Genomic DNA, 14692 nt, shown 5'->3' with positions numbered 1-14692 from the left:
TCGTTTATTTGCGAAAAATTTTAAACAAATGTCTTTTTGTTGTTTAATTTTGTGTCGCTTATCCTGAACAGAAAAAGGGCGGCCCAATTACTCGAGCCGCCCCATTCACACGATTAAGCGCTGGTTCTACTGGACGAGTGCGTAGCGATCATCCGTGAACAGCGGGGTTCCGCCAAACCCACCGCATCCTGCTGCGGAGAAATCAGTTTGTGTACCGCCTCGGAAATCAAGTTTATCCGAGATTACGAGGAAGCAATCGGCGCCACCGGCACCCTGGTTCACATCACCCCGGAAAGACCACCAGGCATTCGGTGTATAGATAGCGCCAATCAGATCGCTATTGGGAGTCCCGGATATCTTCCAATCATTGGGATCAGCACTCTTCGGGTTCGTGATGGCCTCCCAGATAATGAATCCGCCAAAGGGGCTGCCACTCGCGGCATCCGGCGCCGTCAGGTTAAAGCCGGCATTACCACTGCTGGAAACGTAGGAATCTGCATCGCCACCGGTGTCGACCATGACGATGGTAACCCCGGCCGTGCCGTCCAGTATGACGGCGTTTGTATCCAACGGACCATCAAGCATGACATAGGTTCCCGGCGCCATGGTGGCGGTACCGCTCCCAAAGTCAGTTATACCGCCGCAGTAAACACCGGGAGTCAGCGCTGTTCCGCCGGTAATAGCGGTCGGCGATCCAACGGAGCCCGAGGTACATTGGAACCCGGAAGGCGGGCTCACCTGGTCGTAGCTCCCCCCTGCCGGTGCATAAGCGATATCCTGCAGCAGTTCATGGATCGGATTAAGACCCGAATAGGGATTGCAGTTCGGTGCGCAACCAGCGCCTTCAACTGGCTCCGGGTTAACGACGCCAGTCTTTCCGCTGTAAGCACCATCGACGTTAAAGGTACCGCCGGTAATCGTAATGTTGGAAGCGCCTCCGTTGATTTCTGCCGCAGCAGTCGGGTGGTCGGATGCGATCTGAATATTACAATCTGTGGCATTGATGTCGTTGTTGCCGTTCATATAGAAAGCTGCGGCATCATGCTCATTCAAGGCAACCACGCAATCCTGAGGCGGACCGCCACCAATCACGTTGGCCACGGCGTCGACATTGATCTCCTGATCGCCGAACCCGATGGCTTTGGCGAAGAAAAGCTGGACCGTGCTGGCGCCACCGTCACCAAGCGAAACGCTGGCGCGCACTGCCGTCGGGTCCGTGCCTGTAACGGTGAAGCAGGTCGCCGGATAAACAATACCCGAGCAATCCCACACACCGCGTTCAATCACGATGCTGTCGATGTTGATACCCGATCCGCCGCCAATAGCCAGGTTGGCGCGCGCGGCCGCGAAGCCGGCATCCTCAACTTCTTTTTGCGTGCCGCCGTCAACCAGATAGCTGCCGGCGAGTGCTGCTGCGTCCGCGGCAGCTTGTGCGCGGCTGCGGTTGGAGAAAATATAGGATGCATCGATCGCCAACGCGGCAATCCCCAGCAGAACCGGCAATAGTACCGTGACCCAGATAAGGACCATCCCGCCATCGCCTCGCAGGAAACGACGAGCCAAGCTTCGCGGATAGGTCCGCGGCTCGTTAGGATTCTTCGTTACCATAGCTAGCCTCCGCTGTAAGGGTGCCACCGCCGCCGAGAAAACTGATGTTGAAGAACAACAGATCATTTAGCGGGATCGTTAAACGAACAAGGGATGCACCCGATGCATTCTGATCGGCCACCACACTGAAATTTCCAGGTAGCGCGCTGACTTGATCACAAACAACTCGCTGCGCAGTCGTTGCCGCCTGACCGCTGGCCGACGCACAGGTGTTGGTATAAACGCCACCGCCACTCGTGACACGGCCAACAGACATCTCGCGTGCGGCAAATCGAACAGCGTCCTGCATTTGCACATAGGAATTGGCGATGAAGCCTAACTGGATAATGCTGGATACCAGGATGATGAAAAGCGGAACGGCAATGGCCGCCTCTATCATGACACCACCCTGACAAGTGGCACGGAATCTCTTGAGCTTGCGTATCATCATGGCTGCACCACCATGGCAGAGAAGCTCTCAATGTAGCGACCGCCCCCCAGTAGGCCACGGAAGTCAATGAAAACCACGTCACTTAACAGAACGCGGGCATAAACACGAACCGTTTCGGCCGTATCATCCGTCGTATCCGATCCGGTACCGCCGTCATTGCCTGCATAAGTCCCGGCTTTTACTTCAAAATCTCCAAGCAAGCCAAAAAGGTTCGTGTTCGCGATATAGTCGCAAGCGTTGCTCTCGACTGAATTTGGGGCTACCGACGTGCAAGTGGTATAGGTATCGGCAGTCGTGATGCCGCCCCCCATCGATGCAAATCGTACGGCTGCTCGTGTGGCGCTCTGCAGAGTTGCATCGACATAAAAAGCGAAAGAAAATTGCGCTATCGCTATAAATGTAATGATTAGCATAGGAGCGACGAGCGACAGTTCGATAAGAACCGCGCCTGATTCACGCCTCCGAAACCGGTCGACTAATCCAAGTCGCATCACACAGTCACTCTTCTCAATCTTCATGATTTAGGGTGGTTTCTCACCACCTTCTAACCATTTTCTTATAATCTAAAATATAAAATTTTATCTATAACCATCAGGTTTTACGCAATATTCCTATGATTATTGCAGCGACTCCGAAAAGAATTCAAGAAATTACTTTTATTACCTGATGGGTCTTATTTTGTTTCGCGGAAATGTTCCCTGAGGCGATAACCAAAATCGCCTCGCGAAACGCAGTCATCAACAGGTAGCTCTTTTCTAGCACAATCTTACATATTTTAACAATCATCCGCACAAATCACTCAAGCAAAAACCAAGGATGAAAGCTGGCACTCGCATGTAAGAAAAACCCCCGGCACCTTAAGATGCCGGGGGTTTAATATGGTGAGCGCGGAAGGGTTCGAACCTTCGACCCGCTGATTACATACCACTTCGACTTTCGCCGCCCCTCTCGGGTTCGTGGTCTGGACTATCCCTTCACCTTGGCCGAAGCTTTAGGTGGGCGCCGTCTAGTCTCTACACCTTCCTCTTGCGAGGCTTGGCTCGGGATTGCCGTTGCTGGAATGCGGACGGGTTCCCCGAATTTGACGCCTGTTCACCGCTACGTTTCCGAAGACGGGCTCCCAATACTAAAAGTCAGCTGCTCTACCACTGAGCTACGCGCCCTAAAAAGGCCTGCCGTCTGTAAACCAGTCGAGGGTTTGAATCAACGGCTTGAACGGGAAAAATTGTGAAATTCAGGCGTTTTGTTGGCTCACGAATCATCGACACGGGGATCTGTCTTGTTTCTTAATCCCCAGAATCGCCACGAAAACGTTCTTCCAGGCGTGCTGCAACAAGCGGGCTGACAAAACTTCTGATATCACCACCCAGCCTGCCGATTTCCTTAACGAAGCGGGATGAAATAAACTGCTGCCGCTCCGACGCCATTAAAAATACGGTTTCAATTCCCGGGTCTAGGCGTGTGTTCATCGCCGCCATCTGGAACTCGTACTCGAAATCGGATACGGCACGCAGCCCGCGGATTATCAGCTTGGCTCCGACACTTTGACAAAAATGCATCAGCAGATTATCGAAGCGTCGAACTTCAAGGACTGCATTGCCATTGCCAATCTGTTCGAGCTCTTGGCGCACCATTTCCAAGCGATCGTCGGTCCCAAACAAGGGCCCTTTTCCCTCGTTACCGGCGACACCGACGATTAAACGGTCAACCATCCGGGCTCCACGTTTGATAATATCAAGATGCCCGAGCGTGATAGGGTCGAACGTTCCCGGGTAGATTCCTATCAACTCCTCCCGCTGCATCGCTTAATCCCCCTGCTCAGGTTCATCGACGTCGATTTCCGGGGCTAATTCTTCAGATTCACTGGATATCTCTTCGAGTGAGGCACCATCCTCGGTTTCGTCTTCATCCTCTTCCTCACCACTCTCACCCAAGCGGGCAACCGACACGACCCGTTCATCTTCACCAATCCTGAACAACGTGACTCCCCGTGTCGTACGACCGGCAATCCTTATTCCCTCCACTGGCATGCGGATTAGCTTGCCACCGTCCGTTACCAGCATTAGCTGATCGTCTGGTTCGACCGGGAAAGCAGCAACAACTGTGGTTTGTTTTTTCCCTCGGGAAAGGTCGAGGTTGCCAATCCCTTGCCCGCCGCGCTTTGTCACCCTGTATTCATAAGCGGACGTGCGCTTTCCAAATCCATCTGCTGCAACAGAAAGTACAAATTGTTCGGCCTGTTCCAGCTCCGCTATTCGGTCGGCATCCAATTCAACGCTCACCTCATCAACACTAGGCGTGTCGCTGTCGTCTTCAATGCCATCTGCCCGGCGTTTTGCCGCTGCATAACGCAAATAGGCCGTCCGCTCCTCCATTTCGATCGCATTGCTCGCAAGGATTGACATGGAGATAACTTCATCATCCTTGCCCAGCTTGATTCCGCGAACGCCTGTCGAACTGCGGCCCGTGAAAACACGCAGATCGGTAACATGGAAGCGTATAGCCTTTCCTTTGGCCGTGGCCAAAAGCACATCCTCGTTATCCTCACAGAGCTTTACGGAAACCAGGTATCCGCCACCCTCTTCATCAAGCTTCATGGCAATTTTGCCGTTCGACCTGATATTGGAAAAATCGGAGAGCTTGTTCCGTCGAATGGTTCCTGTGGAGGTCGCGAAAAGAACGGACATTTCGTCCCAGAGCGTCTCGTCCTCCGGCAAGGCCAAGCAAGTCGTGACAGCTTCACCCTTCTCCAAGGGCAACAGATTGACGAGCGCCTTTCCTCGCGCCTGCGGCGTGCCAACCGGCAGCCGCCAGACCTTCATCTTGTATGCCATTCCCCGCGAGGTAAAAAACAAGAGCGGTGAATGTGTAGAACAGACCTGTACCTGAGCTACGAAATCATCGTCGCGTGTCGCCATTCCCGACCGGCCCTTGCCGCCGCGTCTTTGCGCACGGTAGGTCGAAAGGGGCACGCGCTTGATGTAACCCCCATGGGTAATTGTTACGACCATCTCGGCACGCTGGATTAAGGATTCATCATCTTGATCAAAGGCGTGCTCGTCGATCTCGGTGCGCCGGGGATCGGCGTAGCGATCCTTGATATCCTGAAGTTCGGCGCGCAGGACCTCCAGGAGCTTCTCGCGCGATTCCAGGATGGCCAGGTACTCTTTGATCTGCTCGATCAGCCCCTGCAATTCCTCGGCGATCTTTTCCCGTTCCAGGCCGGTCAGTTTCTGCAGGCGCAATTCCAGGATGGCTTTTGCCTGAATCTCCGATAAACGGTAGGTGCCTTCATCGCTCACCGCCCTCCCCGGCTCATCAACAAGCGCAATCAACGGGCCAACCTGAGCGGCCGGCCAGTCCTTTGCCATTAATTCCTGACGGGCGGTTTCCGGGTCGGCAGCCGCACGGATCAAGGCGATGACCGGGTCGATGTTGGCAACGGCAACCGCAAGTCCAAGTTGGATGTGCGCGCGTTCGCGAGCCTTGCGCAACTCATACATCGTGCGGCGCGTAATAACCTCTTCGCGGAAGGCCACAAACGCGGCAACGATGTCCTTCAGCCCCATCAACTCAGGCCGCCCACCATTGAGGGCCAACATGTTCACGCCGAAAGACGTCTGGAGCTGCGTAAAGCGATAGAGCTGGTTCAAGACCACATCGCCCATAGCGTCGCGCTTGAGGTCCACCACGACCCGCATCCCATGGCGATCGCTCTCGTCCCGCAACTCGGCAACGCCTTCAATCGTTCCTGCACGCACGGCCTGCGCTATCTGCTCAATCATGCGAGCCTTGTTCACCTGATAGGGAATTTCGGTGATAACGATGGACTCACGATCACGTTCGCGCAGCTCGATCTCTGCCTTACCACGGGTTACGACGGAACCGCGTCCGGTATGGAAGGCATCGCGTATGCCCGTGCGCCCAAGAATGATGCCGCCTGTCGGGAAATCCGGGCCCGGAATGAATTCCATGAGCCGATCCACGGAGATATCCGGATCGTCTATGTAAGCAAAACAGCCGTCAATTACCTCCCCAAGATTATGGGGAGGAATATTTGTCGCCATGCCGACTGCAATGCCACCGGCGCCGTTGACCAAAAGATTGGGAAACCGTGCCGGTAGAACCGTCGGCTCGCTCGTGGACTCATCGTAGTTTGGCGCAAAGTCCACCGTTTCCTTGTCCATGTCCTCCAGCAGCGCCTCCGAGGCAACGCGCTGTAGCTTAGCCTCGGTGTAACGCATCGCCGCCGGGCGATCGCCGTCCACGGAGCCAAAGTTACCCTGTCCGTCAACCAGGAGCTGTCGCATTGACCATGGCTGGGCCATACGCACCATTGCGTCGTAAATCGCAGAATCGCCATGTGGGTGATACTTACCCATCACATCACCGACGATGCGGGCCGACTTACGATAGGGACGGTTCCAGTCGAAACCACCTTCCTTCATCACATAGAGAATGCGGCGGTGAACAGGTTTCAGGCCGTCTCGAACATCGGGCAAGGCGCGCGCTACAATCACGCTCATCGCGTAATCGAGATAGGAGCGCTTCATCTCGTCTTCGATAGTGACGGGCGTGATGTCGAATGCAGGACGCTGCGGTATCTGGTCGCTCAAAGGTCTGGTTTCCGGTCTGGTTCTAGAGGCTCAATCGCGGGCCCTCGGGGAGGTAGGAACGGCATCCGAATCGGCCCCAGGAGGCGCTCCTTAAAATCGCCTGAAAATATAGCAGAGTCATTGCACTGCAACAACGCCAGAAGGCGATCCGGAGCAAGGTGTTTTTTCCCACGCGCTTCAAGCGTGTCTAACTGCGATCCAGCCGCATATCGATGTGCTCGATTCCGGCATCGTCATAGGGATCGGAGACCCTGGAAAACCCAAAACCCGCATAGAATTTTTCCTGCGCCGACTGCGCGGACAAGTGCACGGAAGAACGTCCCCACCGGCGGGCTATCTCCTCAAGGGCCGCAACCAGCATCCGCCGACCGTACCCTCGACCGCGTGCGCTCGGGGCTAAAACGACCCGGCCAATTGTGACCGACCGCCCTTGTGCGCCGGGCAACAAGCGCAGCGTACCGATAATGCGCTCTTCCCGATCCAATAACAGCAGATGAAGCCCAGCCTGATCCTGGCCATCTATATCCTGAAAAAAGGAACGCTGTTCTAAAATGAATACATCGGCACGCAGCTTTAAAAGTGCGTAGAGCTCTTCCTTTTCAAGCTCGGCAAATTCACGCCAGAGCAGCGAGCACATGATCCGAGCAATTCTCTAGAATGGAATCTCGTCATCAAGGTCCCCGCCGGACGAACCGCCGGACGCAGATGACGACCCCCCACCCGACGAGCCGCTGCCATAATCATCACCGCTATAGCTTCCGCCACCGCCGCCCTCGCCGCGTCCGTCGAGCATCGTCAGTTCACCACGATACCGTTGGAGCACGATCTCCGTCGTATAATTTTCCTTACCATCCTGGCCGGTCCATTTACGTGTTTGCAACTGACCTTCCAAGTAAACCTTCGCGCCCTTCTTGAGGTACTTCTCAATGACATCCACCAATCGGTCATTGAAGACCACGATGCGATGCCATTCTGTGCGTTCTCGGCGTTCTCCGCTCTGTCGGTCACGCCAGGTTTCGTTGGTTGCGAGAGTGAAGTTTGCAACCTTGGTGCCGTCGTTCGTGGTACGGATCTCCGGGTCTCGGCCGAGATTCCCGATTAAAATTACTTTGTTGACGCTTCCGGCCATGACGTACGGCACTCCCCTTGAAACACATTGCTTAGAAATACGAGCCCTATAAAGGCTCGCCGAGAGCGCACTCTAGACCGGAGAAGTGGGCCCTGTCACCCGTGAAGGCGCAACGAGAAAATAAAGTGAACATCCAGGAGTGGCAATGCCTCGCTGCTTGCGCCATATTGCCTCTAACAACGAACCCATACCTTATAGCAATCGGAACCAGGTGCCTTGAGCGAAAAGCCAACGTCTGCCCCCGTCATCGCCGTGCGAGGGGCCCGCGAACATAATCTTAAATCCGTCAATGTTGATTTACCGCGCGAGAAACTCGTGGTCATCACCGGTCTGTCGGGATCAGGCAAATCGTCCCTGGCTTTTGACACGATCTACGCAGAGGGCCAAAGACGCTATGTAGAATCCTTGTCAGCCTACGCTCGGCAGTTTTTGGAACTTATGCAAAAGCCGGACGTCGATTCTATCGAGGGCCTTTCTCCCGCGATATCGATCGAGCAGAAAACAACGTCGAAAAACCCGCGCTCTACAGTGGGTACCGTGACGGAAATTTATGACTATCTGCGCTTACTCTACGCACGGGTTGGCATTCCTTATTCACCGGCGACCGGCTTGCCGATTGAAAGCCAAACAGTCAGCCAGATGGTTGACCGTGTGATGGCCTTGAAGGAAGGAACCCGTTTGTACCTACTTGCACCCATCGTGCGAGGCCGGAAAGGGGAGTATCGCAAGGAACTTCTGGATCTCCGCAAGCGCGGATTTCAACGTGTGAAGATCGACGGCGAAATCCACGATATCGAAAACGCGCCGGAACTGGATAAGAAGCGCAAGCACGATATCGAGGTCGTCGTGGATCGCTTGGTGGTTCGCGACGGTTTAGAAAGCAGACTGGCGGATTCCTTTGAGACCGCTCTTACTCTGGCCGACGGTTTGGCTTTCACCGAGGATGCGGATTCAGGCGAAAGGGTGACCTACTCCGCAAAATTTGCCTGCCCGGTTTCCGGCTTCACGATCGACGAGATTGAGCCCCGCCTCTTTTCCTTTAACAATCCCTTTGGCGCTTGTCCCGCATGTGACGGTTTGGGGTCCACGCTCTACTTCGATCCCTCCATGGTGGTGCCCGAGGGTAATCGTTCGTTGCGACAGGGAGCCATCGCGCCCTGGGCGAACTCCACCTCTCCCTATTACAAGCAAACGCTCGATAGCCTCGCCAAGCACTACAAGGTTTCAGTCACCACAAATTGGGAGGACCTTCCGGAAGCGGTACAGCACGCCCTCCTCTATGGATCCGGCGGAAATCCAGTCACGCTACGTTACGACGATGGGCTGCGCACCTATGAGACAAACAAGCCATTTGAGGGAATTATTCCCAACATGGAGCGCCGGTGGCGAGAGACCGATAGCGACTGGGTGCGCGAGGACCTGGCGAAGTATCAATCCAATCGTGCCTGCGAAACATGCAGCGGTTACCGACTGAAACCAGAAGCTCTTTCCGTGAAGATCGGCGATCGCCACATCGGTGAATGTGCCGAACTGGCCGTTGCGGAGGCGGTCAATTGGTTTCGCGGATTAAACGACCACCTGACGCCTAAACAAAAGGAAATCGCAGAGCGAATTCTCAAGGAGATCAATGAGCGTTTGTCTTTCCTTGAAGCCGTCGGTCTGGATTACCTAACCCTAAGCCGGGCTTCGGCAACACTTTCGGGCGGTGAGAGCCAACGTATCCGTCTTGCTTCGCAAATTGGTTCGGGGCTGACAGGGGTGCTTTATGTGTTGGATGAGCCCTCCATCGGACTCCATCAGCGCGACAATGCTCGGTTATTGGAAACCCTCAAACGGCTTCGGGATCTGGGAAACACCGTGATCGTCGTTGAGCACGACGAGGATGCTATCAGGTCCGCCGATTATTTGGTGGACATGGGGCCTGGTGCAGGCGTTCACGGCGGCGAAGTCGTGGCTCAGGGATTGCCGGAAGAGGTCATGAACAGCACCGAACGGAGCCTCACGGCGCAGTATCTCACCGGAATCAAGGAAATTCCCTTACCCGAAAAACGCCGCAAAGGGCACCGAGGTCAGAAAATACTCATACGGGGTGCGCGTGAACATAATCTGCATTCCGTAACCGCAGAGATTCCGCTCGGCACCTTTACCTGCGTCACAGGTGTCTCCGGTTCTGGCAAGTCAACACTGGTGATCCAAACACTCTATAAGGCGTTGGCCAGGCGTTTGAACGGTGCACGGGAGATACCCGGCGTCCACGATGCTATCGAAGGGTTAGAGTTCCTCGACAAGGTAATCGACATCGATCAATCACCGATCGGGCGCACCCCTCGCTCCAATCCCGCAACTTACACCGGCTGTTTCACGCCCATACGGGAATGGTTCGCCGGCATGCCTGAAGCCAAGGCCCGGGGTTATAAGCCAGGTCGCTTTTCGTTCAATGTAAAGGGGGGTCGATGTGAAGCATGTCAGGGCGACGGCGTTATCAAGATCGAGATGCACTTCCTCCCGGATATCTACGTTCAGTGCGACGTTTGTAAGGGACATAGATATGATCGAGAAACATTAGAAATAAAATTTAAAAACAAATCAATAGCAGATGTTCTTGATATGACAGTTGAGGAAGGCGTAGGGTTTTTCAAGGCAGTTCCGAGCATTCGGACTAAGTTGGAAACCTTGGAGCGCGTGGGCTTGGGTTACATCAAGGTTGGTCAGCCAGCCACAACACTGTCGGGGGGCGAAGCTCAACGTATCAAGCTTTCCCGTGAGCTTTCCAAACGCGCGACCGGTCGCACTCTCTACATTCTGGATGAGCCGACCACCGGTCTCCATTTTGAGGATATACGGAAACTCCTCGAAGTCCTTCAAGCACTTGTCAATCAGGGCAATACCGTCGTCGTGATTGAACATAATCTGGAGGTTATCAAGACGGCTGATTGGATCGTTGATCTTGGACCTGATGGCGGCAGCAAGGGTGGTCACATCATCGCGAGTGGCACGCCTGAGGAAATCGCCAAATCCGCTGAAAGCCACACCGGCGCTTATCTCTCTCCCTATCTGGGTACGAAAAAGGCGCGAACTGATGCCATGAGGAAGCGAGCGTGATGCTTGTATTCCGTTTGTCGTTCCTTACTTTATGCCAACCATGAATGACAAAATCATGCATCACAGCGATGACCCTGAGGACCTGCGTGATTGGCTTCTAAGTCAACATGACAGCTTTGGCCGCGGGACCCTCTTTTTCGATGCCTTCGCCCGGCAATTGATACTGCGCGGGGTCCCCGCCGACCGCATGACTTTGCACATGCGACAGCTGAACCCAGGGCTGCGGGCTCGAAGTTTCCATTGGAGCCGCGACTCAGGCGGTGCCATTGAAGTCAAGCGCGGTCACGGCGTCGAAAAGCATGAAGATTACATTCACTCACCCGTGCGCGATATCTTCGAGGGCGGTGATACGAATAAGGTGATTGAACGGCGACTCGATCGCCACAAGGATCCCAAGGATTATCCGGTACTGTTGGACTTGAAGCACCAGGGCTATGTCCATTATCTGATGTTACCTGTGCCCTTGTGGATTCTAGGGCCCGCGGCGCTTTCGATAGCAACCCGTCACACGGATGGTTTCAGCCAACGCCACCTCGACATTCTGGAATCGAGTTTGAAAGCCTTTGGCACGGCGCTCGAGTTGCAGGAAACAAGGCGTCTGGCGCGAACCCTTCTAGACACCTATGTCGGCCACGATGCCGGCGAAAGGATTCTCCGAGGTTCGATTCTTCGAGGTGACAGTGAAGCTGTGCATGCCGTCCTCTTTTACTGCGACCTTCGCAACTTCACACCGCTTTCCGAATCCAAACCCCTGCCGCACGTCATTGAATTATTGGACCGCTATTTTGAGACGGTCGGTAAGTGTTTGACGGACGCCGGCGGTGAAATTCTCAAATTTATCGGCGATGGCATTCTGGCTATCTTCCCCTGCCCCGAAGGGCATACCTATCACTGCACCGCTTGCAAACAGGCCTTGGGGGCTGCTCAGGCGGCTCAAGCGGCCATGGCAAAGCGCCGGAAAGAGGAAGATGACTTCGATCTGACTTGTGGTATAGCGCTTCATGTCGGGGATGTGCGCTTTGGTAATGTCGGCACCACGGATCGTTTGGATTTCACGGTCATAGGCCCAGCGGTGAACATGGTTACCCGTATTGAGCCATTCAGCAAGAAAACCAAGGACCGCATCGTCGTGTCGGCAGATTTTGCGGAACGCGAATCCGATGTGAACTACCGCAGTTTAGGCAAGTTTCCGCTCAAGGGAATCGGTGATTGGAAGGAAATTCTAACCACTGAATCCGCTAGCGCTGCTGATTAGAAATTTTCCGGAGCCTGCCCCGCCGCCTTTGCTATCAACCGCTGAAAGTGGAGCGTTGGCGTATCCATCACAGGAGAAAAACACCCCCCGTCAAAGGCTGGTGATACCCGCCCTTGCTGTAAACGCTCGACCAAATCGATGTCTTCGACAAAGACCTCACGCCAGCGATCGCGCGTCAAGGCCCTGATTGCAGGGAGGTCAGGCTGTTCCCACGCTTCTTGCAAATAATAGATGTGCAGACGCTCCACAGTTTTTTGAGAATCCTCCACATCAAGGATCATGACATAAAAATGGTCAGCTTGAATGCCGAGTAAGACGTTGGGAAAGAACACAACATACTCAGCCAGTGCCTCCTCCTCCTCCGTCAAACCCGGAAACTTCGGCAGGCTCCAGGCGTTCGGCAGGCGTGCGTCGTATTTGGTGCTGCCTTGACCGGAAAAGTTTTCACCGAATATATGATAGTGATCTTCAAGGCGGGAGTAGCTGTTCAATCCAGGATGCACCCAAGGCAGGTGATAGCTCTCACAATAGTTTTCGACTGCTAGTTTCCAGTTGGTGTTGACTGGCAATGAGAGTGATGAATCCTCGCTTCCGCCATACCGCAAATGCCTCATGTCCCAACGCTTCCAGCGTTCCGACAGCGGTGCGGCTAAAGACGAGAACTCCGGCGCATCGCCGGAAATGTTCACGAAAACCATATCCCACCAGACAACGGCGCGAACCGGCTTGAGACCCTTATCGTCGCGGCTGAAGCCTGCAACACGGTTTTGCCCAACGCCCCCCACATGCGGGGTTGCTTTGAGCTGCCCATCCAAGGCATACGCCCAGGAATGATAGGGGCAGCGAAGTGCAGGTACGCCTTTGCAAGGCGCATCGACGAGTTTAACGCCACGATGGCTGCATACGTTATGGAACACCCGGACCACGCCGGTGCGGTCCCGAAGTACGACAAGCGGTTTTCCGGCGACGGAGACCGGCTTCACGTCGCCGGGTTCGGGCACCTCGGAAGCGACAGCCACGCAGACCCACTGCCGCGTAAATATTTTATCAGCCTCTCGAGCGAAGTACTCGCGATCATGGTAGCAGGCGTTCGGCAATCCGCGTGCGAGCTCGGGAGCCCTGAATAAGGCTTCCACCGTATCATTGGAGAGCAAGGCATCATCTGGCATTCCGACCTCCGGTCACGCAGGATCTTCCTGCAGACTTGGCTAGGAACAGCCCCTTGTCCTGCTTGTGGGCGACTTACTCGCGTCGCGAAAAGAACCTTAGTCACGGTCCGCCATGGCCAACATGGCATGCAGCAGCACATTGCACCCGGCTTCCGCATCTTCCGGCGTTGCACTTTCAATCTCATTGTGGCTGATGCCATCGGCACAGGGGATGAAGATCATACCGGTGGGTGCGACCTTTGACAGATAGACGGCATCGTGTCCTGCACCACTGACAATCGCTCTATTGCTGTAGCCGCATTGTGTCGTGGCCCGCGTCACGGCCGCGACACAGTCGCGATCGAATTCCAGCGCCGGAAATGACCAAATTTTTTGCAGATCCAGGTCTAAAGAGTGCTTGTCGGCAATCGCCCGCGATTCTGCTCGTATTTCCTGATCCATGAGCGCCAAGGCCTGATCTGAAGGATGACGGAAATCAACCGTGAGGAAAACCTTGCCGGGAATAACGTTCCTGCTGTTCGGATGAACCTGAAGCATGCCCACCGTCCCGCAGCCACCGGGATTATGAGCCTGCCCAATTCGGTTTACCGCCTCAATCAGTCCAGCAGCCCCTACAAGGGCGTCTCGTCGGACGGGCATCGGCGTTGTGCCAGCGTGAGATTCCTGACCGGTCAGTGTGATCTCATACCAAATCTGCCCCTGCACTCCGGAAACAATACCTATCTGCTTACTGTCGGCTTCCAGAATTGGTCCCTGCTCAATGTGCGCCTCGAAATAGGCGCCGACCGGATGACCAAGCGGCGCCGTTCCCAAATAACCAATGCGGGTCAGTTCACCCCCAATGGTCTTACCATCCTTGTCTTGCTTTCCGTGCCCCTCCTCCAAAGAGAAGGTCCCTGAGAAAACGCCTGATCCAATCATCGCCGGTGCAAACCGACTTCCTTCCTCATTGGTCCAGACGACAACTTCAAACGGGGCCTCGGTTTCAATCCCATTGTCATTCAATGTACGGATGACTTCTAGTCCGGCGAGAACGCCGTAGGCGCCGTCAAATTTGCCACCGGTCGGCTGACTATCGAGATGGCTACCGGTTTGAATGGGCGCTCGCTTGGGATCCAATCCTGGACGCCGCGCGAACATGTTGCCCATGGGGTCTACTGTGACGCTGCATCCTGCTGCTTCGCACCATTCCCTAAAAAGGTCTCGGCCTTGCTTGTCCAGGTCGCTAAGGGCCAAACGACAAACGCCGCCTTTTGGCGTTGCGCCGATTTCCGCCATTTCCATCAGGCTGCGCCAGAGTCGTGTACCATCTATGCGCAGGTTCTTGTTGGGCAAAGCTTCCTCGCTCATCATCGCTCCCTTTCAGTCTTTGCTGGGCAATGC

Annotated in this window: 11 protein-coding genes; 2 read left to right on the top strand and 9 right to left on the bottom strand. The window is 54.8% G+C overall.

Annotation, left to right across the window (positions count from 1 at the left end):
- Positions 1–126: 126 nt before the first annotated feature.
- The 7 genes from ABIE63_RS12410 to ssb all read right to left on the bottom strand — a co-directional run bounded on the left by ABIE63_RS12410 (position 127) and on the right by ssb (position 7783).
- The gene (locus ABIE63_RS12410) at positions 127–1608 is read right to left on the bottom strand and encodes a pilus assembly protein TadG-related protein (RefSeq protein WP_354504800.1); all 1482 of its coding nucleotides are present in this window, start codon (positions 1606–1608) and stop codon (positions 127–129) included.
- Positions 1589–2038, bottom strand: a complete 450-nt coding sequence (locus ABIE63_RS12405) for a TadE/TadG family type IV pilus assembly protein (RefSeq protein ID WP_183416389.1) — start codon at positions 2036–2038, stop codon at positions 1589–1591. Before ABIE63_RS12405 ends, ABIE63_RS12410 begins: the two co-directional genes overlap by 20 nt.
- Positions 2035–2556, bottom strand: a complete 522-nt coding sequence (locus tag ABIE63_RS12400; RefSeq protein ID WP_183416388.1) for a TadE/TadG family type IV pilus assembly protein — start codon at positions 2554–2556, stop codon at positions 2035–2037. The genes ABIE63_RS12405 and ABIE63_RS12400 overlap by 4 nt, the downstream gene beginning before the upstream one ends.
- Positions 2557–3324: 768 nt before the next feature.
- Positions 3325–3840, bottom strand: a complete 516-nt coding sequence (coaD, locus tag ABIE63_RS12395; protein ID WP_183416387.1) for a pantetheine-phosphate adenylyltransferase — start codon at positions 3838–3840, stop codon at positions 3325–3327.
- 3 nt (positions 3841–3843) lie between these two features.
- Positions 3844–6654, bottom strand: coding sequence for a DNA gyrase subunit A (gyrA, locus tag ABIE63_RS12390; RefSeq protein ID WP_354504799.1), 2811 nt, complete (start codon positions 6652–6654; stop codon positions 3844–3846).
- Positions 6655–6841: 187 nt separating this feature from the next.
- A complete protein-coding gene (locus ABIE63_RS12385; protein ID WP_354504797.1) occupies positions 6842–7291 on the bottom strand; it encodes a GNAT family N-acetyltransferase in 450 nt (149 codons plus the stop codon).
- Between the two features lie 15 nt (positions 7292–7306).
- On the bottom strand, positions 7307–7783 hold the full coding sequence (gene ssb / locus ABIE63_RS12380) for a single-stranded DNA-binding protein (protein ID WP_183416385.1): 477 nt from the start codon (positions 7781–7783) through the stop codon (positions 7307–7309).
- Positions 7784–7999: 216 nt separating this feature from the next.
- Here ssb and uvrA point away from each other — a divergent pair, with 216 nt between their 5' ends.
- Together uvrA and ABIE63_RS12370 are read left to right on the top strand one after the other, a co-directional pair.
- Positions 8000–10885 (top strand): excinuclease ABC subunit UvrA, encoded by a 2886-nt coding sequence (gene uvrA, locus ABIE63_RS12375; protein ID WP_354504795.1) that lies wholly within the window; start codon positions 8000–8002, stop codon positions 10883–10885.
- 55 nt (positions 10886–10940) lie between these two features.
- Positions 10941–12140, top strand: coding sequence for an adenylate/guanylate cyclase domain-containing protein (locus ABIE63_RS12370; RefSeq protein ID WP_354504794.1), 1200 nt, complete (start codon positions 10941–10943; stop codon positions 12138–12140).
- Here the strand turns inward: ABIE63_RS12370 and ABIE63_RS12365 are convergent.
- On the bottom strand, positions 12137–13309 hold the full coding sequence (locus ABIE63_RS12365) for an aromatic ring-hydroxylating dioxygenase subunit alpha (protein WP_354504792.1): 1173 nt from the start codon (positions 13307–13309) through the stop codon (positions 12137–12139). The genes ABIE63_RS12370 and ABIE63_RS12365 overlap by 4 nt on opposite strands.
- A gap of 96 nt (positions 13310–13405) precedes the next feature.
- Positions 13406–14662, bottom strand: a complete 1257-nt coding sequence (locus ABIE63_RS12360; protein ID WP_354504790.1) for a Zn-dependent hydrolase — start codon at positions 14660–14662, stop codon at positions 13406–13408.
- Positions 14663–14692: the final 30 nt, after the last annotated feature.

Source organism: Limibacillus sp. MBR-115 (assembly GCF_040549425.1).
GTDB classification, from domain to species: domain Bacteria; phylum Pseudomonadota; class Alphaproteobacteria; order Kiloniellales; family CECT-8803; genus Limibacillus; species Limibacillus halophilus.
Note: the sequence above shows the minus strand (reverse complement) of the source record. Positions and strands in the feature narration are given on the sequence as shown.